Annotated in this window: 21 protein-coding genes; 11 read left to right on the forward strand and 10 right to left on the reverse strand. The window is 66.3% G+C overall.

What is annotated here, in order from left to right:
- The first annotated feature begins 180 nt into the window (after positions 1-180).
- The 5 genes from metF to QW863_RS13830 all read left to right on the forward strand — a co-directional run bounded on the left by metF (position 181) and on the right by QW863_RS13830 (position 8,161).
- Complete coding sequence (gene metF / locus QW863_RS13810) at positions 181-1,098, forward strand: methylenetetrahydrofolate reductase [NAD(P)H] (RefSeq protein WP_315713792.1); 918 nt, start codon at positions 181-183, stop codon at positions 1,096-1,098.
- Positions 1,098-4,967 (forward strand): methionine synthase, encoded by a 3,870-nt coding sequence (gene metH, locus QW863_RS13815; protein WP_315713791.1) that lies wholly within the window; start codon positions 1,098-1,100, stop codon positions 4,965-4,967. The genes metF and metH overlap by 1 nt, the downstream gene beginning before the upstream one ends.
- A gap of 325 nt (positions 4,968-5,292) precedes the next feature.
- Positions 5,293-6,426 (forward strand): ABC transporter permease, encoded by a 1,134-nt coding sequence (locus QW863_RS13820; protein ID WP_315713790.1) that lies wholly within the window; start codon positions 5,293-5,295, stop codon positions 6,424-6,426.
- Positions 6,423-7,142, forward strand: coding sequence for an ABC transporter ATP-binding protein (locus QW863_RS13825; RefSeq protein ID WP_315713789.1), 720 nt, complete (start codon positions 6,423-6,425; stop codon positions 7,140-7,142). Before QW863_RS13820 ends, QW863_RS13825 begins: the two co-directional genes overlap by 4 nt.
- Positions 7,139-8,161 carry an HlyD family secretion protein gene (locus QW863_RS13830; RefSeq protein WP_315713788.1) on the forward strand — a complete coding sequence of 341 codons (1,023 nt, stop codon included), beginning with the start codon at positions 7,139-7,141 and terminating at the stop codon, positions 8,159-8,161. Before QW863_RS13825 ends, QW863_RS13830 begins: the two co-directional genes overlap by 4 nt.
- Positions 8,162-8,401: 240 nt before the next feature.
- On the opposite strand, the gene QW863_RS13835 is transcribed toward QW863_RS13830, so the two are convergent.
- The gene (locus QW863_RS13835; RefSeq protein WP_315713787.1) at positions 8,402-9,034 is read right to left on the reverse strand and encodes a glutathione S-transferase family protein; all 633 of its coding nucleotides are present in this window, start codon (positions 9,032-9,034) and stop codon (positions 8,402-8,404) included.
- 60 nt (positions 9,035-9,094) lie between these two features.
- Entirely contained in the window at positions 9,095-9,688 is a 594-nt protein-coding gene (locus tag QW863_RS13840) for a GNAT family N-acetyltransferase (RefSeq protein ID WP_315713786.1), read from the reverse strand.
- Positions 9,689-9,799: 111 nt separating this feature from the next.
- On the opposite strand from QW863_RS13840, the gene QW863_RS13845 reads away from it, so the two are divergent.
- A complete protein-coding gene (locus QW863_RS13845) occupies positions 9,800-10,684 on the forward strand; it encodes an alpha/beta hydrolase (RefSeq protein ID WP_315713785.1) in 885 nt (294 codons plus the stop codon).
- Between the two features lie 98 nt (positions 10,685-10,782).
- On the opposite strand, the gene QW863_RS13850 is transcribed toward QW863_RS13845, so the two are convergent.
- The 8 genes from QW863_RS13850 to QW863_RS13885 all read right to left on the reverse strand — a co-directional run bounded on the left by QW863_RS13850 (position 10,783) and on the right by QW863_RS13885 (position 21,807).
- On the reverse strand, positions 10,783-11,265 hold the full coding sequence (locus QW863_RS13850) for a hypothetical protein (RefSeq protein WP_315713784.1): 483 nt from the start codon (positions 11,263-11,265) through the stop codon (positions 10,783-10,785).
- A 56-nt stretch (positions 11,266-11,321) separates the two neighbouring features.
- Entirely contained in the window at positions 11,322-12,824 is a 1,503-nt protein-coding gene (gene glpK, locus QW863_RS13855; RefSeq protein ID WP_315713783.1) for a glycerol kinase GlpK, read from the reverse strand.
- A gap of 152 nt (positions 12,825-12,976) precedes the next feature.
- A complete protein-coding gene (locus QW863_RS13860) occupies positions 12,977-13,750 on the reverse strand; it encodes an SDR family oxidoreductase (protein WP_315713782.1) in 774 nt (257 codons plus the stop codon).
- A 275-nt stretch (positions 13,751-14,025) separates the two neighbouring features.
- The gene (pimD, locus tag QW863_RS13865; protein WP_315713781.1) at positions 14,026-15,168 is read right to left on the reverse strand and encodes a pimeloyl-CoA dehydrogenase small subunit; all 1,143 of its coding nucleotides are present in this window, start codon (positions 15,166-15,168) and stop codon (positions 14,026-14,028) included.
- A gap of 161 nt (positions 15,169-15,329) precedes the next feature.
- The gene (gene pimC, locus QW863_RS13870) at positions 15,330-16,520 is read right to left on the reverse strand and encodes a pimeloyl-CoA dehydrogenase large subunit (RefSeq protein WP_315713780.1); all 1,191 of its coding nucleotides are present in this window, start codon (positions 16,518-16,520) and stop codon (positions 15,330-15,332) included.
- A 143-nt stretch (positions 16,521-16,663) separates the two neighbouring features.
- Positions 16,664-17,851 carry an acetyl-CoA C-acyltransferase gene (locus QW863_RS13875; protein WP_315713779.1) on the reverse strand — a complete coding sequence of 396 codons (1,188 nt, stop codon included), beginning with the start codon at positions 17,849-17,851 and terminating at the stop codon, positions 16,664-16,666.
- Positions 17,852-17,870: 19 nt separating this feature from the next.
- Positions 17,871-19,535 carry a dicarboxylate--CoA ligase PimA gene (pimA, locus tag QW863_RS13880; protein WP_315713778.1) on the reverse strand — a complete coding sequence of 555 codons (1,665 nt, stop codon included), beginning with the start codon at positions 19,533-19,535 and terminating at the stop codon, positions 17,871-17,873.
- 178 nt (positions 19,536-19,713) lie between these two features.
- A complete protein-coding gene (locus tag QW863_RS13885) occupies positions 19,714-21,807 on the reverse strand; it encodes a 3-hydroxyacyl-CoA dehydrogenase NAD-binding domain-containing protein (protein WP_315713777.1) in 2,094 nt (697 codons plus the stop codon).
- Positions 21,808-22,019: 212 nt separating this feature from the next.
- On the opposite strand from QW863_RS13885, the gene QW863_RS13890 reads away from it, so the two are divergent.
- From QW863_RS13890 to QW863_RS13910, 5 genes are all read left to right on the forward strand, one after another.
- Entirely contained in the window at positions 22,020-22,904 is an 885-nt protein-coding gene (locus tag QW863_RS13890; RefSeq protein WP_315713776.1) for an IclR family transcriptional regulator, read from the forward strand.
- Between the two features lie 66 nt (positions 22,905-22,970).
- Positions 22,971-23,768: an ABC transporter ATP-binding protein gene (locus tag QW863_RS13895; protein WP_315713775.1), complete on the forward strand. Its 798-nt coding sequence runs from the start codon at positions 22,971-22,973 to the stop codon at positions 23,766-23,768.
- Positions 23,765-24,478, forward strand: coding sequence for an ABC transporter ATP-binding protein (locus tag QW863_RS13900; RefSeq protein WP_315713774.1), 714 nt, complete (start codon positions 23,765-23,767; stop codon positions 24,476-24,478). The genes QW863_RS13895 and QW863_RS13900 overlap by 4 nt, the downstream gene beginning before the upstream one ends.
- A gap of 13 nt (positions 24,479-24,491) precedes the next feature.
- Positions 24,492-25,370, forward strand: a complete 879-nt coding sequence (locus tag QW863_RS13905; protein ID WP_315713773.1) for a branched-chain amino acid ABC transporter permease — start codon at positions 24,492-24,494, stop codon at positions 25,368-25,370.
- Between the two features lie 2 nt (positions 25,371-25,372).
- Positions 25,373-26,389 carry a branched-chain amino acid ABC transporter permease gene (locus QW863_RS13910; RefSeq protein ID WP_315713772.1) on the forward strand — a complete coding sequence of 339 codons (1,017 nt, stop codon included), beginning with the start codon at positions 25,373-25,375 and terminating at the stop codon, positions 26,387-26,389.
- Positions 26,390-26,397 lie beyond the last annotated feature (8 nt).

Here is a 26,397-nt window from a genome sequence, read left to right on the forward strand (position 1 = left end):
TTTTGTCTGCCCATTGCGCGATCGGTGACAGCGGACAAAAGTCGTCAAAATACATACAAGTGGGCGAAATCCCATTCCGAGTGGGCTGTCTATTGCGACGCACTTCCCTTATCTTCCCACATCCAAAGAGCGATCCCCTCTTGAGTTGAAATTTACGCGCCACCGGGAACCTGCGCTGCCATGACCGACCTCGCCACCGCCATCGCCGACGGCCACTCCGCAATCATCCGGCCGAAGATCTCGTTCGAGTTCTTCCCGCCGAAGACCGAGGAGATGGACCGGACGCTGTGGGCCTCGATCGAGCGCCTCGCCCCTCTGGAGCCTAGCTTCGTCTCGGTGACCTACGGCGCGGGCGGCTCGACGCGCGAGCGCACCCACGCCACGATCGCGCGCATCCTGAAGGAGACCGCGCTGCTGCCGGCGGCGCATCTCACCTGCGTCGGGGCTTCGCGCCACGAGATCGACGAGGTCGTCGACCGCTATCACGAGGTCGGCGTCCGCCACATCGTGGCGCTTCGCGGCGATCCGCCCGGCGGCATCGGCACGCCCTACTACACCCATGCCGAGGGCTATCAGAGCTCGCCCGAGCTGATCGCCGGCATCAAGAAGCGCCATCCCGATATCGAGGTCTCGGTCTCGGCCTATCCGGAGAAGCACCCCGAGAGCCGCGACTTCGACGCCGACATCGACATGCTCGAGGCCAAGGTCGACGCCGGCGCCACCCGCGCCATCACCCAGGTGTTCTTCGACAACGATCTCTACTTCCGCTACCTCGACCGCGTCCGCGCCCGCGGCATCACGATCCCGATCGTGCCCGGCATCATGCCGATGCACAATTTCAAGCAGGCGCGTGGCTTTGTGACCCGCGCCGGCACGACGGTGCCGGACTGGCTGGCGGAAAAATTCGACGGTCTCGACGACGATCCCGAGACCCGCAAGCTGGTCGCGGCGACCGTCGCCGCAGGCCAGGTGCAAAAGCTCGCCAAGCATGGCGTCGACACCTTCCATTTCTACACCATGAACCGCGCCGACCTCGTGTTCGCGATCAGCCATCTGCTCGGCATCCGTCCGAAGTCCGCCAACAAGGCTGCCGCCTGATGTCCGCCCCTGTATCTCCAGCGCGTACCGCCTTCCTTGCCGCTGCAGCTAAGCGCATCCTGATCCTCGACGGCGCCATGGGCACGATGATCCAGGCGCTGCAGCTCGACGAGGCCGCCTTCCGCAGCGAGCGGTTCAAGGACTTCCATCGCGACCTCCGCGGCAACAACGACCTGCTGATCCTGACGCAGCCCGACGCCATCGAGGACATCCACGCGCAATATCTGCGCGCAGGCGCCGACATCGTCGCCACCAACACCTTCTCGGCAACCTCGATCGCGCAGGCCGATTACGACCTCTCCGGCATCATCTACGAGCTGAACCGCGAGGGCGCCCGGCTCGCCCGCAATGCCGCGACCCGCGTTGCGGCCGAGGACGGCAAACAGCGCTTCGTCGCCGGCGCAATGGGCCCGACCAACCGCACCGCCTCGATCTCGCCCGACGTCTCCAACCCCGGCTACCGCGCCGTGACCTTCGACGACCTCCGGCTCGCCTATGGCGAGCAGGCGCGCGGGCTCCTGGACGGCGGCGCCGACATCCTGCTGCTCGAGACCATCTTCGACACGCTCAATGCCAAGGCGGCGCTGTACGCCATCGCCGAGCTCTGCGAGGAGCGCGGCATCGACGTGCCCGTCATGATCTCGGGCACCATCACCGACAAGTCCGGCCGCCTGCTCTCGGGCCAGATGCCGGAGGCGTTCTGGAATTCGGTCCGCCACGCGAAACCGCTGACCATCGGCTTCAACTGTGCGCTCGGCGCCGAGGATCTGCGCGCCCATGTCGCCGACATCGGCCGCGTTGCCGACGCGCTGGTGTGTGCCTATCCCAATGCCGGCCTGCCCAACGAGTTCGGCCAGTATGACGAGACGCCGGCCTACATGGCGCGACTGATCGGCGAATTTGCGCGGGACGGCCTCGTCAACATCGTCGGCGGCTGCTGCGGCACCACGCCCGAACATATCGCGGCGATCGCCGCCGCCGTCGCCCCGCACAAGCCTCGCGCCGTGCCGGAGATCGCGCCGCGGCTGCGGCTGTCGGGCCTCGAGCCGTTCGAACTCACGCCCGCCATTCCGTTCGTCAATGTCGGCGAGCGCACCAACGTCACGGGCTCGGCCAAATTCCGCAAGCTGATCACATCAGGCGATTACACCGCGGCGCTGCAGGTCGCGCGCGACCAGGTCGAGAACGGCGCCCAGGTCATCGACGTCAACATGGACGAGGGCCTGCTGGATTCGGAAGCCGCGATGCGGACCTTCCTCAACCTCGTCGCTGCCGAGCCGGACATCGCCCGCGTTCCCGTGATGGTCGATTCCTCGAAATTCCACGTCATCGAGGCCGGCCTGAAATGCGTGCAGGGCAAGCCGGTGGTGAACTCGATCTCGCTCAAGGAAGGCGAGGAGAAGTTCATTCACGAAGCGAAGATCGCGCGTCGCCACGGCGCCGCCGTGGTCGTGATGGCGTTCGACGAGACCGGCCAGGCCGACACCTACAAGCGCAAGACCGAGATCTGCGCCCGCGCCTACAAGATCCTGGTCGAGCAGATCGGCTTTCCGCCTGAGGACGTCATCTTCGATCCCAACATCTTCGCCATCGCGACCGGACTTGAGGAACACAACAATTACGGCGTCGACTTCATCGAAGCGACACGCTGGATCCGGCAGAACCTGCCGCATGCGCATGTCTCGGGCGGCGTCTCCAATCTCTCCTTCTCGTTCCGCGGCAACGAGCCGGTGCGCGAAGCCATGCATTCGGTGTTCCTGTATCACGCCATCAAGGCCGGCATGGACATGGGCATCGTCAATGCCGGTCAGATGATCGTCTATGACGACATCGATCCGGAGCTGCGCCAGGTGTGCGAAGACGTCGTGCTCAACCGCGACCCCGGCGCCTCCGAGCGGCTGCTGGCGCTGGCCGAGAAATTCCGCGGCCAGGGCAAGCAGACCAAGGAGGCCGATCTGGCCTGGCGCGAATGGCCGGTCGACAAGCGGTTGAGCCACGCGCTGGTGCATGGGATCACCGAGTTCATCGAGCAGGACACCGAAGAGGCACGCGCCGCCTCGACGCGACCGCTCGACGTCATCGAAGGCCCGCTGATGGCCGGCATGAACGTGGTCGGCGACCTCTTCGGCGACGGCAAGATGTTCCTGCCGCAGGTCGTGAAGTCCGCGCGCGTGATGAAGCAGGCGGTGGCCTATCTGATGCCGTTCATGGAGGCGGAGAAGGCTGCCAACAAGGGCCGGGCCAACGAGCGCTCCAACGCCGGCAAGATCGTGCTCGCCACCGTCAAGGGCGACGTCCACGACATCGGCAAGAACATCGTCGGCATCGTGCTCCAGTGCAACAATTTCGAGGTCATCGACCTCGGTGTCATGGTGCCCGCGGCCAGGATCATCGAGACGGCCAAGGCCGAGAACGCCGACATCATCGGTCTCTCCGGCCTGATCACGCCCTCGCTCGACGAGATGGCGTATCTCGCCTCGGAGATGGAGCGCCAGGGCCTGAACGTGCCGCTCCTGATCGGCGGCGCTACGACGAGCCGTGTCCATACTGCGGTCAAGATCGATCCGAACTACCAGAATGGCCCGGTCGTTCACGTCAACGACGCCAGCCGCGCCGTCGGCGTCGCCTCCTCACTGCTGTCGCCGGAGCGCAAGGATTCCTACGCCGCGGAGGTTCGCAGCGAGTATCAGAAGATCGCCGCTGCGCATCTGCGCGGCCAGGCCGACAAGAAGCGGCTGAAGCTCGCGGACGCCCGCGCCAACGCGCCGAAGATCGACTTCGCCAAGGCGAAGCCGGTCAAGCCGACCTTCCTCGGCACCAAGACGTTCGTCGACTACGACCTCGCCGAGCTGGTGCCCTATATCGACTGGACGCCGTTCTTCCAGACCTGGGAGCTCGCCGGTCGTTTTCCTGGCATCCTCGACGACGCCAAGGTCGGCGAGGCCGCGCGCGCGCTGTATGACGACGCGCTGAAGATGCTCAAGCGCATCGTCGACGAGAAGTGGTTCACGGCCCGCGCCGCGATCGGCTTCTGGCCGGCAAATGCGGCCGGCGACGACATCGTGCTCTATGCCGACGAGGGCCGCACCAAGCAGATCGCGACGCTGCACACGCTGCGCCAGCAGCTCGAGAAGCGCGAGGGTCGCTTCAACACCGCACTCTCCGACTTCATCGCGCCTGTGGGTTCCGGCGTGCCGGACTATGTCGGCGGCTTCGTCGTCACGACAGGCCTCGGCGAGGATGCCGTCGCCGACCGCTTCAAGAACGCCAATGACGACTACTCCTCGATCCTGGTGAAGGCGCTGGCCGACCGCCTCGCCGAGGCGTTCGCCGAGCGCCTGCATGCCCGCGTCCGCCGCGAGTTCTGGGCCTACGCCCCGGACGAGGCGCTCTCGCCGGACGATCTGATCCTGGAGAAGTATCACGGCATCCGTCCCGCGCCCGGCTACCCGGCGCAACCCGACCACACCGAGAAGGCGACCTTGTTCGAGCTGCTCGACGCCGAGAGAAATGCCGGCGTGCGGCTGACCGAGAGTTTTGCGATGTGGCCGGGCTCGTCGGTGTCGGGCCTCTATTTTGCCTCGCCGGAGAGCTTCTATTTCGGCGTCGGCAAGATCGAGCGCGACCAGGTCGAGGACTACGCCGCGCGCAAGGGCATGACCGTCGCCGAAGTCGAGCGCTGGCTGGCGCCGATCCTGAACTACATTCCGGCAAGGGGCGGCCAGCAGGCCGAGGCGCCTCGCGCAACCGCTGCGCCCGCTCCCGCCGCAGCCAACGACGCCGCCCCTGCCGAGCTCGCCAGCCACCCCGCGGGCTGCACCTGCGCGGTGCATCTTGCCTGGCGCAAGAAGGCGGTTGGCGCGAAGTAGCCGGCGCGGTCGCCCCATCCACAGCTGTCGTCCCCGCGAACGCGGGGACCCATACCGCGTGATCTACCCGTCGTCCGCGGTGGCTGATATCGCGCAAGACGACATCTCCCTGTGGTTATGGGTCCCTGCGTTCGCAGGGACGACAGCGGTTATGACGCCCCCTGCTCGGCTCACACGCTGCACTTGGACGCCCCTCCTCCGTGTCCCCCGCGCCACGGCCGCCGCGAATGACAAAGCGCCACAGCCGGCGCCATGCGATGCAGCGTGGACTTATCCCCGCTAACCGGCTGAAATGCCGCCGGGGCCTCCGGGTGGTTTTTCGTTCATGTCGTTGCAGTTCAGGCTTGCGTCCCGAAACCTGTTCCATGACAGGCTTCGTTTCATCGCGACCATCATCGGCATCATCTTCTCGATCGTGCTGGTGACCGTGCAAATGGGTCTCTATGTCGGCTTCCGCCGGATGGTCACGACCATGATCGACCATTCCCCGGCCGAGCTCTGGATCATGCCGGTCGGCACCAAATGCTTCGAGGATCCCTCGCCGCTCGACGAGCGGCAGCGGTTCCGCGCGCTGGCGGTTCCCGGCGTGGCGGAGGCGACGCCGCTGGTGATCGGCTATGCGCAATGGCGGCTGCCGCAGGGCACCACGACGCCGGTCTTCGTGGTCGGCTCGGAACTGCGCGGGCTCGGGCTGCATCCCTGGAACGTGGTGGAGGGACGGCTGGACGACCTGTCCGTGCCGGGCGCGGTCGCCATCGACCAGACCTATTTCGAGCGGCTCGGCATCGGCGGCGCCGGCCAGGCTGCGGAGCTCCGCGACCAGAAGGTGCAGGTGATGGCTGTCACCAAAGGCATCCGCTCGTTCACGACAACGCCTTACGTGTTCACCGACGTCGACCGCGCCCGCGCCTATACCGGCATCGCCTCGAACAAGGCGTCCTATCTGGTGGTCAAGCTGGCGGCCGAGGCCGACCTCTGGACCGTGCAGCGGGCGCTGCGCGACAGCCTGTCCAATGTCGACGTGCTGACCGCAGCCGAGTTCGCGAGCCGCAGCCGCTCGTTCTGGCTGTTCGGCACCGGCGCGGGTGCCGCGCTGTTCGCCGGCGCCCTGCTCGGCCTCATCGTCGGCACCGTGATCGTGGCGCAGACGCTCTATTCCAGCACCAAGGATCACATCAACGAGTTCGCGACCCTGCGCGCGATCGGCTCGTCCAGCCGCTACATCTACACCGTCATCATCTGGCAGGCGCTGCTCAGCGCCATCGTCGGCTTCGCCGGCGCTGCGGCGATCGGCAGGATCGTGGCGGCCGCGACCGCGGAATCGGCGCTGCCGGTCATCATGACCCCGACGCTGACGGTCGCGCTGTTCGTGCTGACGTTGACGATGTGCGTCGGCTCGGCGATCGCGGCGATCCTCAAGGTCATGCGCATTGATCCGACCCTGGTGTTCTCGCGATGACCGACACCGTGCTCGAGGCCACCGATCTCGTGCATCACCTCGGCCAGGGGGCCGGAAGGGTGCAGGCGCTGAAGGGCGTGAGCCTGTCGCTGAAGGGCGGCGAGCTGGCGCTGCTGATGGGCCCCTCGGGCAGCGGCAAGACGACGCTGCTGTCGATCCTGGGCTGCCTGATGACGCCGGATGGCGGTGCCGTGCGGGTTGCCAACCAGCCGGTCGCGGGGCTCGATCCCGAGGCGCTGGCGAAGCTGCGCCGCGAGCGCATCGGCTTCATCTTCCAGTCTTATCATCTGTTTCCGACGTTGAACGCCGAGGACAATGTGCGGCTCGCGCTCGACGTGCGCGGCGAACGCGCGCGGGCCGCGAAACTGGCGGCGCGCGAGGTGCTCGAGCGGGTCGGCCTCGGCCCGAAGAAGCGGTCGTTCCCGCGCCAGCTCTCGGGCGGCGAGCAGCAGCGCGTCGCGATCGCCCGCGCCATCGTCGGCAAGGCGCAGGTCATTCTCGCCGACGAGCCGACCGGCGCACTCGATACCGCCAACGGTCAGGCGATCATGACCCTGCTCGCCGATATCGCCAAGGATCCGTCGCGCGCGGTGCTGGTGGTGACGCACGATCCGCGCATCCTGCCGTTTGCCAATCGCGTCATTCACATCGAGGACGGCCGCATCGTCCGCGAGGAGAGCGGCGGCGAGTCCATGAAGAAAGTCTCGCACGCATGATATCGGGAATTCCAGAACGCGCTCACCTGCTCGGGCTCGTCGCCGCGGCTGCATTGGCTATCATCGTCACGCCGACCTCGATTCCACCGACAGCGCGTGCCGCCAATGCCCAGGAGGAACGCTGGCTGGCCGTGGCACCCGGCCGGGTCGAGCCGGCATCCGGCCTGATCAAGCTCGGCGCGCCGGTAGTTGGGCTGATCCAGGAGGTGCTGGTCAGGCCAAACGAGACCGTGTTCGCCGGCCAGGCCCTGGTGCGACTCAGCGATGGCGAGGCTCGCGCGCAGCTCGCCAGCGCCGAGGCGCAGGTCGCGATGCGCAAGCGCGTGCGCAACAAGGAGTCGACGCCGTCTGGCGCGGGTCCCCGGCGCCGCGCCGAAGACGGCCTCGCCGATGCGCAGGCGGCGGTGTTCGACGCGCGTGCTGCGCTCGACAAGGCCGTGGCCGAGCGGCGCGCCGGGCGCGGCGCCGATGCCGATGTCGACACCGCACGCACGCAATTGACAGCCGCGCAGGCGAAGCTGGAGCAGCAGGCCGACGAGCTGCGCAAGGTCACCGCGGATGCGCCGCTGCCGGTCAGCGCCGAGGGCCAGCTCAACGTCGCCCGCGGCGAACTGCAGGGCGCCCGCGCCACGTTGGAAAAGCTCACCATCCGCGCGCCGCTCGACGGCACGGTGCTGCAGGTCAATGCGCGCACCGGCGAGATCGCTTCGCCGCAGACGACGCCACCGCTGGTGCTGCTCGGCGACACGTCCTCGCTGCGCGTGCGCGCCGAGCTCGACCAGCGCGACCTCGACAAGATCAAGGTCGGCCAGCAGGCGGTGGTCCGCTCCGACGCCTTCCGCGGCCGCGACGTCGCCGGCAAGGTCGCCGCCATCGCCCCGCTGGTCGAGAGCAGCCGCACTGCTGCGCTCAGCCAGCGCAACATGACCGACGTCGACGTGGTGGAAGTGCTGGTCGATCTCGCCGAGCCGGGCCCGTTCGCGGTGGGTATGAAGGTGGACGTGTATTTCAAGCCGTGAGGGGCGCGCCGTTCGGCCTACGCCTCGTGCGCTGCTGCCCACCCTCCCCTGGAGGAGGAGGAGGGTCGCTCGCACGCGCAGCGGGCGATCGGGGTGGGTGAAGCCACGAGCACTGCTGCTGATGAGAGATCACCCCACCCCGCCTCACGTTTCGCTTCGCTCATCGTGCGGCGACCCTCCCCCTCCAGGGGAGGGTGAGCACCGAGCAAGCGGCACGGTCTGACGTCTCGATGGACTCCATCAATCCCCGCTCGGCGGGGCCAGCGGCTGGACGATCTCCTGGAATGGCGGCAGCGCCTCGCACCTTGCGGCGTGGGCCGCCAGCGCCGGATAGCGCGCGGCGTCGAACAGATGCGGATGCGCCTCTGATGTGAAGCGCAGCACGCAGGCGACGGCGATGTCGGCGTGGCCGATGTTGTCGCCATACCAATAGGCGCTCGTCACATCTGCGCGCTCGGCCTCCAGCATTGCCAGCACGCCGGAGATCTGGGCCTCGCAGCGCGCGACCCACAGCGCGAGGCGGTCCTTGCGCAGCACGCGCTCGTAGATCAGGCTGACGGCCTTGTCGCCGAGACCGGTCGCGAGCGCGATCGTATGCAGCTGCTGGCGGCGCAGCGCGCCGCTCCGCGCCAGCATCGCACGCTCGGGCCCGATGGCCTCGTCGAGATGATCGAGGATCGCCGCTGAATCGATTAGCGCCTCGCCGTCATCCAGCACCAGCACCGGCACGCGCAGCAGCGGATTGTACGGCGCGATCTTGTCGGCGTCGCCGAAGGTCGACCACGGCTTGTGCTCGAACGGCACGCCGTAGAGCTTGAGCGCGATCGCGGTGCGGCGAACGAAAGGCGAGTCGTATTGGCCGATCAGGAACATCGGTTATCCTCCTGTGCGGCGCATTGAAGCGCCGTTTGGCGCCGCTGTCAGCTCCGATGTTCAGGCGATCAGCGGCACATGCGCTGCGACGTCGCGCGGCAGCGTGCCGTCGAGGCGCGGGTCGGGGGCGATCTCGATCTGCCGCTGGAAGGGACGGAAGCCGGAGCGCTGGTAGAAGGCGAGCGCGCGGGGATGATCGAAGCTGCAGGTGTGGACCCAGAGCCGCGTCAGCGGCTGCGCCCAGGCGCGGCGCAGCGCGTGGTTCATCAGCAGCCGTCCGGCGCCGGTGCCGATCAGCTTCGACGTGACGCCGAACAGCGCCAGCTCGCAATCGGTCCTCTTGCGGAAGTCGAGCTCCAGCAGGGCCTCGTCGCCGCCGTCATGCTCAAGGGTGTAGATCTCGACACCGGTTGTGCGGATGGTGGCGGCCAGCTCGGCGTCGCCCATCCGCGTGCGCTGCGACCACAGCCATTCCCAGCCGACGCGGGCGTAGAGGTCGCGGTACCAGTCGAGGTCTGGCTGCGCGACGCGGCGCAAGGTCCAGTCGCCGGCCGGGTCTGGCGGCAGCACCGGCGGCGCCAGCATTTCCAGCGAGGTCACGACGGCCGCAATCCTGCCGGGCGGGATGTCGAAATAGCCCTCGGGAATGGACATTCAGAGACGGCCTGATGGAAGAGCGATCGGCAATTGGCTTACCCCCGACGTAATTGGATCCGCACAGCGGTCACGGCATGGTCTGCGCATTCAACATCAGGAGTCATGCCCATGCAACGACGAGACGTACTGCTGACCGCGGCAGCCGCCAGCTTCGCGGCGACGGGACCGCGCGCAGCCCCCGCCCCGGCGCCGGCGCGCATTCGGTGCAGCGATGGCGTGACTCTCTATTACGAGGAATGGGGCAGCGGCCGGCCGGTGCTGTTCGTGCATGCCTGGGCGCTGACCAGCGCGATGTGGACCTACCAGATCTCAGATCTCAGCCAGCGCGGGCTGCGCTGCATCGCCTTCGACCGCCGCGGCCATGGCCGCTCCGACGTGCCGGGCAGCGGCTACGAGCTCGACCGGCTCGCCGACGACATCGCCGAGGTGATCGCGCAGCTCGACCTCGATGAGGTCGCGCTGGTCGGCATGTCCATGGGCTGCAACGAGATCCTCAACTACATCGCGCGGCACGGCACGCGACGCATCTCGCGGATCGCGATGCTCGGCCCGACCACGCCGTTTCCGCTGCAGACGCCGGACAACGCGCTCGGCGCGCCCCGCGGCTATTTCGAGCAGTGCTGGGCGGCATGGCAGAGCGACTTCCCGAAATGGATCGAGGACAACAAGCTGCCGTTCTTTACGGCACAGACGTCCCCGCAGATGATGGAGTGGGTCGCGGCGATGATGCGCCAGACGTCGATCCCGGTGGCCGTGGCGACCAACCGCGCGCTCATCGCCACCGACCTGCGCCCGGTACTGGGGAGGATCGATCGGCCCGTGCTGATACTGCATGGCGACAAGGATGTGTCGGCGCCGCTCGATATGACTGGACGGCCGACAGCCAACGGCATCAAGGGCGCCGAGCTGAAGATCTATCCCGGCGGCCCGCACGGACTATTCGTCACGCACATGAAGCAGGTCAATGCCGACCTCGCCGCGTTCCTGGCATGACGATTGTGCGAGGCGAGCGCCCTACTCGCCCTCGTCGCTCGCCAGCACGCCCTTCACAGCGCGGGCCCAGCCGGCGAGCTTGCGCGAAAGTCATCGGGTCATAGACAAGGGTTCATGACCGGTTCGCGCGGTTTCGCGAGAAGTTTCTTGACCGAGGCCCGAAGCTCCTCCGGGGGAATGCTGCGGAAGTGCTCGATATCACGACTCTTGCAACGATCCTGGAGGCCGGCTTGCCTCGCTTGCGCCGTCTGTGCCGAAGCGGCCCGGCGCTTGAACTCGTCCAGCATCGTCCGTGTGGGCTTCAGCGACGAATTCGCCAGGATGAAATCGTCGATCGCGACGATTGCTTCGTCGATGGCATCGTCGTTCGGCCCCCGAGGCAGCTCGCACATTGCCGTTTGGGCCTGGACGGACAGAAACAAAGCCCATGAGCACAAAACGGCACCATCGCCGCTTTGATCGAATTCAAACTGCTTCGGCCCGAGCACCATGTTTTCTTCACCGCGCGACGGCGCGACCAGCACAAGACATCCGGCCAGGATTGCCAGAAGATTCAGTGCCAGAAGTGTGAGACGAGTCATCGAGATCTCCATTCATCAACGCAATGACACGAGCACTCGCATCTGGAGCCAGCGCCCTATTCGCCCTCGTCGCTCGCCAGCACGCCCTTCACGGCGCGGGCCCAGCCGGCGAGCTTGCGCTGCCGCGTGGCCGCGCTCATCGCCGGCCGGAAGCGGTGCTCGAGCCGCCAATTGTCGGCGAACTTTTCCGGCTCCGGATAGACGCCCGCGTGGAGGCCCGCGAGATAGGCGGCGCCGAGCGCGGTGGTCTCCTGGATCATGGGACGGTCGACTGGCGCATCGAGCAGGTCGGCGAGACGCTGCATGGTCCAGTCGGACGCCGTCATGCCGCCGTCGACGCGCAGCACGATCGTCGCTGCGGACGCATCGGGCCAGTCGGCCCGCATCGCGGCCCACAGATCGTAGGTCTGGTAGCACACGCTCTCCAACGTGGCATGCGCGAGCTCGGCCGGGCCGGTATTGCGGGTCAGGCCGAACAGCGCGCCGCGCACCCGCGGATTCCAATACGGTGCGCCAAGGCCGACGAAGGCCGGCACCAGATAGACCGACTGCATCGAGTCGGACTTGTCGGCGAGCGGGCCGGTTTCGGCGGCATGCTTGATGATGCCGAGCCCGTCGCGCAGCCACTGCACGGCCGAGCCGGCGACGAAGATCGAGCCTTCGAGCGCGTAGGTCCTGACGCCGTCGAGCTGATAGGCGATCGTCGTCAGCAGCTTGTTGTTCGATTTCACCGGCGTGGCGCCGGTGTTGAGCAGCGCGAAGCAGCCGGTGCCGTAGGTCGACTTCATCATGCCCGGCGTGAAGCAGGCCTGGCCGATGGTCGCCGCCTGCTGGTCGCCGGCGATCCCCGCGACCTTGATCGGGCCGCCGAACAGATCCGGCGTGGTGGTGCCGAAATCGGCGGAGGAATCCTTCACCTCGGGCAGCATCGAGCGCGGCACCCGCAGCAGCGTCAGCAGCGTCTCGTCCCACGCACCGGTGTGGATGTTGAACAGCAGCGTGCGCGAGGCGTTGGTGGCATCGGTGGCATGCACCTTGCCGCCGGTCAGCCGCCACAGCAGGTAGCAGTCGACGGTGCCGAACATCAGTTCGCCGCGTTCGGCGCGCTCGCGCGCGCCAGGGACATGGTCGAGGATCCAGGCCACCTTGGTGCCGGAGAAATAGGGATCGATGATCAGGCCGGTTTTGGCGCTGACATCCGGCTCGTGGCCATCGGCCTTGAGCTTGGCGCAGATGTCGGCGGTGCGGCGGTCCTGCCAGACGATGGCGCGGTGGACGGCCTGGCCGGTGGCGCGGTCCCATACCACGGTGGTCTCGCGCTGGTTGGTGATGCCGATCGCCGCGATGTCCTTGGCCGTCAGTCCCGCCTTCTCAAGCGCATCGCGGCAGGTCATCACCGTCGAGGTCCAGATGTCCTCCGGCTCGTGCTCGACCCAGCCGGAGGCCGGGAAATGCTGCGGGAATTCCTGCTGCGCGACCGCGGCAATCGAGATGTCGGAGCGGAACACCATCGCGCGCGAGGACGTGGTGCCCTGATCGATGGCCAGCACGAAGGACATGGGTTTTCTTCCCGGTAGGTTGACGACGTTGGGCCGACAAGCAAGCGGATCAGGCGGGCGAGGTCAAGGTGGAGCGGCACGTGTCTGTCCACCCTCCCCTGGAGGAGGAGGGTGAACACCCGCGATCAGCACCGCCGCTCGGATAAGAAAGGCTACACCGCGGCCGTTGTCACGCCGCCATCGACGACGATGGTCTGGCCGGTCATGAAGGTCGACGCATCCGAGGCGAGGTAGGCGACCGCGCCGGCGATCTCGTGCGGCTCGCCGATGCGACGCAGCGGGGTGGTGGCGCAGCGCTGCTTCAGGCGGGCTTCGTCCTCCCACAGCGCGCGGGCGAAATCGGTCTTGATCAGGCCGGGCGCGACGCAATTGATGCGCACGCCGTGCGGCCCCCATTCGCCGGCAAGGCTGCGGCACAACGCGAAGTCGGCGGCCTTGGAGATGCCGTAGGCGCCGATCACGGTCGAGCCGCGCAGGCCGCCGATCGAGGAGACGATGATGACCGAGCCTTTGCCGCGCGCGGCCATCGGCGGGATCGCCTTGGCGCAGAGCCAGAGATTGCTCTTCACGTTGGAGGCCATGATCTTGTCGAAGGCCTCGTCGGTGATCTCGAGCAGCGGACCATAATACGGGTTGACCGCAGCATTGCAGACGAGGATGTCGACCTGGCCGTATTGGTTGACGGCACCGTCGATCAGCGCATCGACCTCAGCGCGGCGCGAGATGTTGCAGGGGATGACGTGGGCCTCGCCACCATTGGCGCGGATGGCGATCGCAACCTCCTCGCATGCGTCCGGCTTGCGGCTGGAGATCACCACCTTGGCGCCGAGTTGCGCGAGCAGCTCCGCCGACGCCCGGCCGATTCCGCGGCTCGAGCCGGTGATGACGGCGACCTGGCCGGAGAGGTCGAAGGGATTGGGGGTCATGTCTGCTTCCTCCGCGTCATTGCGAGGAGCGAAGCGACGACGCAATCCAGATCAAGCATACCGCCCTGGATTGCTTCGCTTCGCTCGCAATGACGGCTCGATTGATCAAATCACTCCGGCGCCGCTCGACACCGGCAGCGTTGCCCTCTCAAATCCGTCATGCGCGGGCTTGACCCGCCTGCGGGGCCGAAGCCCCTTCGGCGCGGCGAAGGCCCGCGCATCCATCTTCAGAAAGCGATGGGTTGCCGGGTCAAGCCCGGCAACGACAAAGCTTTCTAGATCAACCCGCCCGCCTCGCTGACGCGGCGCATGTGGTAGTCGGTGTCGCCGAAGGTGCTCTCGATCATCGTCAGACGCTTGAAGTAGTGGCCGATCTTGGCCTCCATGGTCATGCCGATGCCGCCATGGAGCTGGATCGCCTGCTGGCCGACGAACTTGGCCGATTTGCCGATCTGCACCTTGGCCGCGGCGATCGAGGTGGCGCGCTCCTTGGCGTCGTCGAACTCGGCGGCCATGGTCGCGAACATCGACATCGAGCGGGCCTGCTCCAGCGCGACGAACATGTCGGACGCCCGGTGCTGCAGCGACTGGAACGAGCCGATCGCGACGCCGAACTGCTTGCGCGTCTTGATGTACTCGACCGTGGTCTTCAGCGACTCGTCCATCAGCCCGACGGCCTCCGCGCACAGCGCGATGCGGGCCTCGTCGACGACGCGCTCGATCAGCGGCAGGGCGTTGACCGGATCGCCGATCGCGGCGTCGGCGCCGACTTCCACACCGGTGAAGGTGATGTCGGCGGCATGCAGACCGTCCTGGGTCGGATAGCCCTTGCGGGTGACGCCCTTGGCGTCGGCCGGCACGATGAACACGCCGATGCCCGACTTGTCGCGCTGGCCGCCCGAGGTGCGCGCGGTCACGATCAAGGTGTCGGCGTTCTCGCCGTTGAGCACGACGAACTTTTCGCCGTCGATGACCCAGCCATCGCCCTTCTTCTTCGCAGACGTCGCAACGTCGAACAGGTCATAGCGCGACTGCTTCTCGAGCTGGGCGAACGCAAACGTCCTGCTGCCGTCGATGATCCCGGGCAGATGCGCGGCCTTCTGCGCCGCCGAGCCGCCATGACGGAGGAAACCGCCGGCCAGCACCACGGTTGCGAGATACGGCTCGAGCACCAGCGCGCGGCCCATCGCCTCCATCACGATCATGGTCTCGACGCCGCCGGCGCCGAAGCCGCCGTCGTCTTCCGAGAACGGCAGGCCGAGCAGGCCCTGCTCGGCGAGCTTGGACCACATCGCGCGGCTCCAGCCGCCCTTCTCCTTCATGTACAGCTTGCGCTTGTCGAAATCGTAGGCATCCGCCAGCAGGCCGTCGATGCTGTCCTTGAGGAGACGCTGCTCCTCGGTGAGATCAAAATCCATGCTCTCTATCCTCGTACCCGGAATTCATCATCGGCGTCATTCCGGGACGCGCCGCAAGGCGCGGGCCCGGAATCCATACTCACGATGGTGGTTATGGATTCTCCGACGCGCAACTGCGCGTCGTAGCTCGCCGCTTCGCGGCGCCCCGGAACGACAGCAACTCAAAGCCCCAGCACCGCCTTGGCGATGATGTTGCGCTGGATCTCGTTGGAGCCGCCGTAGATCGAGACCTTGCGGTTGTTGAAGTAGCTCGGCGCGATCTGGGCGGTCCAATCCATGGTCTCGTTGCTGTCGTCGTCGCCATGAACGTCGTAGGGCGCGGCAAACGGGCCGATCACCTCCATCAGCAGCTCGGTCGTGGTCTGCTGGATCTCGGAGCCCTTGATCTTCAGCACCGACGAGGCCGGATTGGGCTTGCCCTTGCCGTGCTTGCCTTCGTCGGCGACGACGCGCAGTTGCGTCAGCTCGAGCGCCTTGAGCTCGACCTCGCAGGCGGTGAGCTTCTCGCGGAACGACGGGTCTTCCAGCACCGGGCGGCCGCCGGATTCGATCTTGCCGGCGAGCTCCTTGATGCGGCGGATACGCTCCTTGGAGACGCCGACACGGGCGATCCCGGTGCGCTCATTGCCAAGCAGGAACTTGGCGTAGTCCCAGCCCTTGTTCTCCTCGCCGATCAAGTTCTCGATGGGCACCTCGACGTCGTCGAAGAACACCTCGTTGACCTCGTGGCCGCCGTCGATGGTCTGGATCGGACGCACCGTGACGCCCTTCGACTTCATGCTGAAGACGATGAAGGAGATGCCCATCTGCTTCTTCGCGGAAGGATCGGTGCGGCACAGGCAGAAGATCATGTCGGCGTGCTGCGCGAGCGTGGTCCAGGTCTTCTGGCCGTTGATGATCCACTTGTCGCCGCGGCGCTCGGCCTTGGTCTTCAGCGATGCGAGGTCGGAGCCCGAGCCCGGCTCTGAGAAGCCCTGGCACCACCAGTCGTCGACATTGGCGATGCGCGGCAGATACTTCTTCTTCTGCTCCTCGTTGCCGAAGGTGTAGATGACGGGGCCGACCATGCTGACGCCGAAGGCGAGCGGCTGCGGCGCCGGATAGGCCTGCAGCTCCTCGTTGAAGATGTAGTGCTGCACCGAGGTCCAGCCGGTGCCGCCATATTCCTCCGGCCAGTGCGAGACACCCCAGCCCTTCTTGTTGAGGATGCGCCACCAGGTCACCATCTCGTCCTTCGACAGATGGCGGCCTTCGATCATCTTCCGCCGCGTCTCCGGCGGGACATTGTCCCTGAAGAACTGCCGCACTTCCTCGCGGAACGCCTGCTCTTCCTTCGTGAATGCAAGATCCATCGGATCCTCCCGTGTGTATATATTCGTCGACAAATCGAGCTGTCATTCCGGGGCGCCTCGAAGAGGCGAACCCGGAATCCATAACCACCATCGTGAGTATGGATTCCGGGCTCGCGCTCCGCGCGCCCCGGAATGACGAAGACCTATTGCAGCACCTCGAACAGGCCGGCAGCGCCCATGCCGCCGCCGACGCACATCGTCACCACCGCGTACTTGGCCTTGCGGCGGCGGCCTTCGATCAGCGCGTGGCCCGTGAGCCGCGCGCCCGACATGCCGTAGGGATGGCCGACCGCGATGGCGCCGCCATTGACGTTGATCTTGTCGGGGTCGATGCCGAGCTTGTCGCGGCAGTACAGCACCTGCACGGCGAACGCCTCGTTGAGCTCCCACAGGCCGATGTCGTCGACGGTCAGCCCGTGGCGCTTGAGCAGGCGCGGCACCGCGAACACCGGGCCGATGCCCATCTCGTCGGGCTCGCAGCCATGCGCGACGAAGCCGCGGAAGATGCCGAGCGGCTGCAGACCGCGCTTCGCCGCGGTGGCGTCGCTCATGATCACGCAGGCGGAGGCGCCGTCGGAGAGCTGGCTGGCATTGCCGGCGGTGATCGAGAAGCCGTCGCCGCGCACGGCCTTGAGGCCGGCGAGGCCTTCGGCCGTCGTCTCGGGACGCGGACCTTCGTCCTGCGACAGGGTGACGTCCTTGAACGAGACGTTGCCGGTGGCCTTGTCGGTGACGGCCATCTTGGTGCTGATCGGCGCCAGCTCGTCGTTGAACTTGCCGCCCTGCTGCGCGGCTGCGGTGCGGCGCTGGCTCTCCAGCGCGTATTCATCCTGGCGCTCGCGGGAGATGCCGTAGCGCTTGGCGACGATCTCGGCGGTGTCGATCATCGGCATGTAGACGTCGCCCTTGATCTCGAGCAGCGCCGGATCGGTGGCCTGGAACGTGTTCATCTTGTCGTTCTGGACCAGCGAGATCGATTCGCCGCCGCCGCCGACCGCGATCTCGACACCGTCGAAGATCACCGAGCGCGCCGCGAGCGCAATCGCCTGCAGGCCGGAGGCGCACTGGCGGTCGATGGTGGTGCCGCCGACCGACACCGGCAGGCCGGCGCGCAGCAGCGCCTTGCGCGCGATGTTGCCGCCGGTCGAGCCCTGCTGCAGGGCTGCGCCCATCACGACATCCTCGACCTCGGCCGGATCGATCTTGGCGCGCTTGACGGCCTCGCCGATGGCGTGGCCGAGCAGCGTCGCGCCGCCGGTGGCGTTGAGCGCGCCGCGATAGGCCTTGCCGATCGGCGTGCGGGCGGTGGAAACGATGACGGCATCGGTCATGGGCGACCTCCTGTTGTTGTTACGGATGTTTGCTGTGAGACGTGGGTGATTGCTGCTGGCGCAGTTCGTGACGCGACAGCTTGCCGACCGGCGTGCGCGGCAGCTCGTCGACGAACTCGACCGCCGCCGGCAGCTCGTGCTTGCCGAGCTTGCCGGTGAGGAAGGCGCGGAGATCCTCGACCGGGAACGGCGCGAAGCCGTCGCGCAGCTTGATGAAGGCCTTGGCCGCCTCGCCGCGATAGGCGTCGGGAATGCCGATCACGATGACCTCCTGCACCGCCGGATGGGTGTAGATCGCCTGCTCGATCATCTGCGGATAGACGTTGAAGCCGCCGGAGATGATCATGTCCTTCTTGCGGTCGACCAGGAAGTAGAAACCGTCGGCGTCGACATAGCCGATGTCGCCGGTCAGGAAATGATCGCCGACGAACGACTGCGCCGTTTCGTCCGGCCGGTTCCAATAGCCCTTGGTGACGTTCGGCCCCTTGATCCGGATCTCGCCGACCTCGTTCACGCCGAGCACCTTTGCGGGATCCTCGAGCGACACGACGTCCATCTCGATGCCGGGCAGCGTGATCCCGATCGAGCCGGGCTTGTCCGGGCCAACCTTGGGATGGGCGGTGCCGGGCGAGCAGGTCTCGGTCATGCCCCAGCCGCTCTTCAGCTTCATGCCGACGCGGCGCTCCAGGATGCGCGCGACCTCGACTGGCAGCGGCGCGCCACCGGAGCCAACGCTGGTCAGCGACGACAGATCGCGCGTGTCGAGATCGGGCAGGTTGGCGATCGCGATCCACATCGTCGGCACGCCGGGAAAATAGGTCGCGCGCTTGACCTCGATGTCGCGCATCACGGCTTCCAAGTCGAAGCGCTGGTGCAGCGAGATCAGGCTGCCGAGACGCAGCGAGGTCAGCAGCACCACCGTCAGTGCATAGATGTGGAACAGCGGCAGCACGCAGATGACGCGGTCGGAGCCGTTGCCGTTCGCGCGCGTCGCGCGGCCCCAGATTTCGGCGATCGACACCGCCGAGGTGAGATTGCCATGGGTCAGCATCGCGCCCTTGGGCAGGCCGGTGGTGCCGCCGGTATATTGCAGCAGGGCGATGTCGTCGGGCGAGATGGCCGGCCACGCTGCCGGCGCCACGGCGCCCTCGACGAAGGCACGATGGGTGGTCACGGCGGAGCTATCCGGCAACGGCGTCTGTGACGTACCGACCTTGCCCCAATGATCATCCTCGCAGACGATCAGGCGGTCGAGCAGGCCCTTCTCGAGGAACTTCAGCGCCGTCGGCAGCAGCGCCGACAGGTTCGAGGTGACGAGAATGCGTGCGCCGGAATCGCTGAGCTTGTGCGACAGCGCGATCTCGCCGTCGAGCGGCGACAGATGCACGACGCGGGCGCCGGCCTTGAGCGCGCCGAAGAAGTTGATCGGATGATCCGGCGTATTGCCGAGGAACAGCGCGATCGACGCGCCCTTGCCAAAGCCGGCACGCAGGAACGCGGCGGCAGCCTGGTCGACGAGCGCCGCGAGTTGCTTGAAGGTGACGGGGCGGTCGCGGAATTCCAGCGCGTCGCGATCGCCGAAGTCACTGACCGCCTTTGCCAGCAGATCTGGCAAGGTGCCACGCGCGATCGGCGCGTCCCAGCGGACGCCTTCGGGATAGAACTGTTCGCCAGGATGGGTCATGCGGACTCTGTGTTTCTTGCCGTAAGGCGGCCCCGCTCTTCCCGTTCCCTCCCCCCTTGTGGGGGAGGGCCAGGGAGGGGGGTGGCTCCGGGCGAGACTGCCGTTGTGGACCCCCACCCCCAACCCCTCCCCGCAAGGGGGAGGGGGGCGCAGCTGTGCACGGAGCTAGGGCAAAGCCTCAAGCGGCCTTCCCCTGCGCCAACGAGGCGAACGTCTTGCCTTCCTCCGCGAGCTGCTTCAGCAGCGGCGCCGGCTCGAGCGAGGGATCATTGGTCTCCTTGGCATAGAACGCCAGCCGCTCGGCGATGTGCTTCAGGCCGACGCTGTCGGCCCAGTACATCGGGCCGCCGCGATAGATCGGCCAGCCATAGCCGTACAGCCAGACCACATCGATGTCGGACGGACGCGCGGCAATGCCTTCGGCGAGGATCTTCGCGCCCTCGTTGATCATCGGATACATCATGCGCTCGAGGATCTCCTCGTCGCTGACCGCGCGCCGCTTGAGGCCGAGCTTGGCGAGCGTCTCGCCGATCAGCTTCTCGACATCGGGATCCGGCAGCGGCGCGCGCGAGCCCGCCTCATATTTGTAATAGCCCTTGCCGGTCTTCTGGCCGAAGCGGCCGGCCTCGCACAGCGCATCCGCGATCTCGCTCTTGATGCCGCGGTCCTTGCGCGAGCGCCAGCCGATGTCGAGACCGGCGAGATCGCCCATCGCGAACGGGCCCATCGGCATGCCGAACTTGGTGACGACCGCATCGACCTGCTGCGGCAGCGCGCCTTCGAACAACAGCTTCTCGGCCTGCTTGCCGCGCTGCGCCAGCATGCGATTGCCGACGAAGCCGTCGCAGACGCCGACCACGGCCGGCACCTTTGCGATCTTGCGCGCGATCGACACCGCGGTGACGAGCGCATCCGGCGCCGTCTTCTCCGCACGCACGATTTCGCACAGCTTCATGACGTTAGCCGGCGAGAAGAAATGCATGCCGAGCACGTCCTGCGGCCGGCTGGTCTCTGCGGCGATGGCGTCGATGTTCAGATAGGACGTGTTCGAGGCCAGCACCGCGCCCGGCTTTGCATATTGATCGAGCTTGCCGAACACTTCCTTCTTCACCGCCATGGTCTCGAACACCGCCTCGATGACGAGGTCGGCGTCCTTGACGTTCTCGAGACCGACCTTGCCGTCGATCAACGCCATGCGCTTGGCCGGTGCATCCGCCGGGATGCCGCTGCGCGCGGCGGTCGCCTCCCAGTTCTTCTGCATGACGCCCATGCCGCGCTTCAGCTGCTCCTCGGCGGTCTCGATCAGCGTGACCGGAATGCCAGCATTGGCGAACGACATCGCAATGCCGCCGCCCATGGTGCCGGCGCCGATGATCGCGACGCGCTCGACCTTGCGGCCCTTGGTGCCCTCGGGCACGCCGGCGATCTTGGCGGCCTCGCGCTCGGCGAAGAACGCATAGCGCTGCGCCTTGGACTGATCGCTGGTAAGCAGCTTGAGGAAACCTTCGCGCTCCTTCTTCAGGCCCTCGTCGAACGGCAGGTCGATCGCGTAGCCCACCGCGTCGGCCGCCGCGAACGGCGCCTCGAGCCCACGCGACTTCTTGGTGATCGCCGCCACCGCACTGGTGAAGATCGTGCGATCGGCCTTGGCGGCCGCCAGCTTGGAATCGTCATCGCGCAATTTGCGCAGCGGACGGTTCTCCGCCACCACCTTGCGCGCGAAGGCTTCGCCGCCCGATGCCGGCCCCTCGACGATCTCCTCGATCAGGCCCGCCTTCAGCGCTTCCGCTGCGCCGATCGGATCACCGCCGACGATCATCTTGACTGCGAGCTCGGGGCCTACGGCGCGCGGCAGGCGCTGGGTGCCGCCCGCGCCCGGCAGCAGGCCGAGCTTCACCTCGGGCAGTCCGAGCTTCGCCTCCTTGGTGGCGACACGATAATGACAGGCGAGCGCCACTTCGAGACCACCGCCCAGGGCCGTTCCATGAATCGCCGCAATGACCGGCTTGGGGCTGTTCTCGATCGTGCTCAGCACGTCGTTGAGCGCCGGCGGCTTCGGCGGCTTGCCGAACTCGGTGATGTCGGCCCCGGCGATGAAGGTACGGCCGCCGCAGGTCAGCACGATCGCCTTGATCGCGGGATCGGCGATCGCCGCCTTGACGTTGTCCAGGATGCCGCCGCGAACTGCGGCACTCAGCGCATTGACGGGCGGGCTGTCGATGGTGACGATGCCGATGATGTCATGACGGTCAAGCTTTGCCACTTCGCTCACGCGTAAGCTCCTTGGATGTCGTTTCTTTGCGGCCGGTTAACGCACCGGCCAATTCTTGGCTCTTCATTTGCGCAGAGTATCAGCCTTGCTTGCGTCTACCCGCTGCCGAACATCAATTCCGCAGTGCGAAATCTAATTCCACATCTTGACATCCAGGGTTATTTTGAAGCACGAGCGTTGTCAACGAGGCTCATCAATCAACAGCCGATGACATGAAACGCCCAGGGAAGAAACCCGCGACCGATCGGAGCTTCGTCGTCGCGCTGGCGCGCGGCCTCGACGTGCTGCGGGCGTTCCGGCCGAATGACGGCCTGCTGGGCAATCAGGAAATCGCCGCGCGCACCAACCTGCCGAAGGCGACGGTCTCGCGCCTCACTTACACGCTCACCAAGCTCGGCTATCTCACCCCGGTGCCGCGCTTCGAGAAATACCAGCTGGCCCCAGCGGCGCTGGCGCTGGGCTACGCCGCGCTCGCCAATCTGGGCATCCGCCATCTTTCCGAGCCGTTCCGCGAGCAGCTGATGCGCGAGACCGGCGGCGCGGTCGCCATCGGCGGCCGCGACCGGCTGAGCATGATCTATTTCGGCCAGAGCCGTCACGGCGTCATCAACGTTCAACTCGACGTCGGCTCGCGCATTCCGATTGCAACGACCGCGATGGGCCGCGCCTACATCTGGGCGCTGCCGGACGAGGACCGCGCCGCGCTGATGCGGGAGATGCGCGAGCATTACGGCAGCCGTTGGCCGAAGATCCGCGACGGCATCGAGCGCGCCGGCGAGACCGTCGCGAAATATGGCTTCACGATCTCCGCCGGCGAATGGCAGGACGACGTTCATGCGGTCGGCGTCGCGTTGCGGCTGAACGACGGAACCGGTCCCTACGCCGTGAATTGCGGAGCACCGGCATTCCGCTTCACGGAAGAGCGCTTGCGCACCGACATTGGACCTCGTCTCGTCGCGATGGTAAGGAACATCGAAGCGGCGCTCGGCGGCCTCGCGCCGTCAACTAATCAAACAAGCAGCCCATCAAACAAAGAACTCAATAAAAAGCCGAAGCCAGGAGGAAAAGTTGCCCGTGTTGCCGAGGGTATCAGATAGCCTGCATCATCGCGGTCGGCTGGCGCCGCGTCCTGACCTGAACGATTTGGGGAGGGGCGAGACGAGATGACGCAGGCACAACTCGCCCAGACCAACGATCCGCTGCTCGTCGTCCGCGACGTCAGCGTCGTGTTCGGCGGCATCGTGGCGCTGAACGGCGTCTCGTTCGAGATGCGCGAGGGTCAGATCCTCGGCCTCATCGGCCCGAACGGCGCCGGCAAGACCACCCTGTTCAACTGCCTCAGCCGGCTCTACCAGCCGAGTTCCGGCGACATCCTGATGGAAGGCCACAGCATCCTGAAGCGGCCGCCGCACCGCATTGCCGAGATCGGCATCGGCCGCACCTTCCAGAATGTCGCGCTGTTTCCCAATCTCTCCGTGCTCGACAACGTCCGCGTCGGCACCCATGCGCGCACCTCCAGCGACATCATCTCGGATTCGCTGCGTCTGGCCTGGGTCCGGCGCAGCGAGAATTCCGTCAACACCAAGGTTCACGAAATTCTCGCCTATCTCGACCTCGAGGAGGTCGCGCACAAGACCGTGTCCGGGCTGCCGTTCGGCACCCAGAAGCGCGTCGAGCTGGCGCGCGCGCTCGCCGCCGATCCCAAGATCCTGCTGCTCGACGAGCCCGCCGGCGGGCTCAATCATGAGGAAGTCCATGTGCTGGGCGATCTGATCCGGCGCATTCGCGACGACCGCAAGGTGACCGTGCTGCTGGTCGAGCATCACATGGGACTGGTGATGTCGATCGCCGACCACGTCGTGGCGCTGAATTTCGGCCGCAAGCTCGCCGAGGGCACGCCCGCCCAGGTGCAGGCCGATCCCGACGTCATCAAAGCCTATCTCGGGAGCAAGGATCAATGACGCCGCTGCTCAACGTCAAGGACCTGCGCGCCTATTACGGCCAGGTCCAGGCCCTGCACGGCCTCTCCTTCTCCCTCAACGAGGGTTCGCTGACGACCCTGCTCGGCGCCAATGGCGCCGGCAAGACCACCACCCTGCGCGCCATCTGCAACATGGTGCGCTCGACCGGTGCGATCGAGTTCGAGGGGAAGCCGCTCAACAACAAATCGACCGAGAGCATCGTGCGCTTCGGCATCGCGCACGTGCCGCAGGGCCGCGGCACCTTCACCAACATGACGGTGGAAGAAAACCTGCAGCTCGGCGCCATCACGCGCAGCGACAAGGCGGGCATCGTCGCCGACATCGAGCGGATGTACTCCTACTTCCCCAAGCTGAAGGAACGCCACACCCAGCAGGCCGGCACCTTATCCGGCGGCGAGCAGCAGATGCTGGCGGTGGCCCGCGCGCTGATGCTGCGACCCAGGCTGATGCTGCTCGACGAGCCGTCGTTCGGCTTGGCACCGCTGGTGGTCCGCGACCTTTTCGGCATCCTCGGCAAGATCAACCGCGAGGAAAAGGTCTCGATCCTCGTGGTCGAGCAGAATGCGCAGCTCGCGCTCGAGCTCGCCGATCGGGCCTATGTGATCGAGACGGGCCGCATCGTCATGTCGGGCGCGGCCTCGGACATCGCGAAAGACGAGAACGTCCGCAAATCCTATTTGGGCTACTAACGGAGGCGGGACAATGGAGCTCTTCACCAACCAGGTCCTGGCCGGCATTGCGACGGGCGCGATCTACGCCTGCATGGCGCTCGCCGTCGTGATGATCTACCAGGCCATCGACCATCTCAACTTTGCGCAAGGCGAGATGGCGATGTTCTCGACATTCATCTCCTGGCAGCTGATGCAATGGGGCCTGCCCTACTGGGTCGCCTTCGTGGTGACGCTGGCCTTCTCCTTCGCCGGCGGCATCGTGATCGAGCGGGTGCTGTTCAAGCCACTGACCAAGGCGCCGATCCTGACCCAGGTCGCCGGCTTCATCGCGCTGTTCTCGATCATCAACTCCTGCGCCGGGCTGATCTGGGACTTCACCATCAAGCAGTACCCGACGCCGTTCGGCTCCTCGCCGTTCCTGGGCAGCCAGCTGATCTCGACCCATCAGGCCGGCATGATCGGCATCACCCTGCTGCTCCTGATCGGGCTGTACTTCTTCTTCCAGTACACCCGTGTCGGACTTGCGATGCGCGCGGCCGCAGCCTTGCCGGAATCGGCGCGGCTGGTCGGCATCAACACCTCCTGGATGATTGCGCTCGGCTGGGGCATGGCGGCCGCGATCGGCTCGATCGCCGGCATGCTGATCGCGCCGGTGGTGTTCCTCGAGCCCAACATGATGGGCGGCGTGCTGATCTACGGTTTCGCCGCGGCCGTGCTTGGGGGCCTCACCAGCCCCTTCGGTGCGGTGCTCGGCGGCTTCCTGGTCGGCATCTTCGAGAATCTCGCCGGCACCTACATTCCCCACGTGGGCAATGAGATGAAGCTGCCGATCGCACTGGCCCTCATCATCTCCGTCCTAGTCATCAAACCGGCCGGCCTGTTCGGCCGCAACATCGTGAAGCGAGTCTGATCATGAGCGCAGTCGAGGACATCGCATCCCAGGCGCCCGCGGTCGATGCCGTTCCGAAGCGGGCCATGACCTTGAGTTCCGGCACCACCTTCGTCGTCGTGCTTCTGCTTCTCGTGGTTCCGCTGTTCGTCAAGAACTTCATCATCTTCCAGATGACGATGCTCCTGATCTACGGACTCGCCGTGCTGGCGTTGAACATCCTGACCGGCGGCTCCGGACAGTTCTCTCTCGGGCAGAGCGCGTTCTATGCGGTCGGCGCCTATACGTCGGCGATCCTGATGGAGCAGTACAATGTCAACTACGCGCTGACCCTGCCGGTCGCCGGCGTCATCTGCTTCGGCTTCGGCTTCCTGTTCGGCCAACCGGCGCTGCGGCTCTCGGGCGTGTATCTCGCGCTCGCCACCTTCGCGCTCGCCACCGCGATGCCGCAGATCCTCAAGCTCGGCTTCTTCGAGGAATGGACCGGCGGCGTGCAGGGCCTCGTCGTCACCAAGCCGGACGCGCCGTTCGGCCTGCCGATGTCGCAGGACATGTGGCTGTACTACTTCACGCTGGCGATCACGATCGCGATCTACGTGTTCTCGGTGAACCTATTACGCTCGCGTTCGGGGCGGGCTTTCATGGCGATCCGCGACAACGAGATCGCAGCGTCCGCCATGGGCATCGACGTCGCGACCTACAAGACGCTGGCGTTCGGCGTCAGCGCCGGCATCACCGGCGTCGCCGGCGGCCTCGGCGCCATCGCCGTGCAGTTCGTGGCACCCGACAGCTACACGATCGTTCTCGCGATCTCGCTGTTCCTCGGCATGGTCGTCGGCGGCGTCGGCTGGCTGCCCGGATCGTTCGTCGGCGCGGCCTTCATCATCTTCGTTCCCAACATCGCCGAAGGCATTTCGAAGGGCCTGTCCGGCGCGGTGTTCGGCGTGCTGCTGTTCCTCGTCATCTTCCTCGTGCCGCACGGCTCGCGGCAGGTGGCGATGGTGGCGCAGCAGCTGCTCGGCAAACTCAGAAAGAACTAAGGAGGAAC

It is taken from the genome of Bradyrhizobium sp. SZCCHNR1017 (assembly GCF_032381375.1).
Lineage (GTDB): Bacteria > Pseudomonadota > Alphaproteobacteria > Rhizobiales > Xanthobacteraceae > Bradyrhizobium.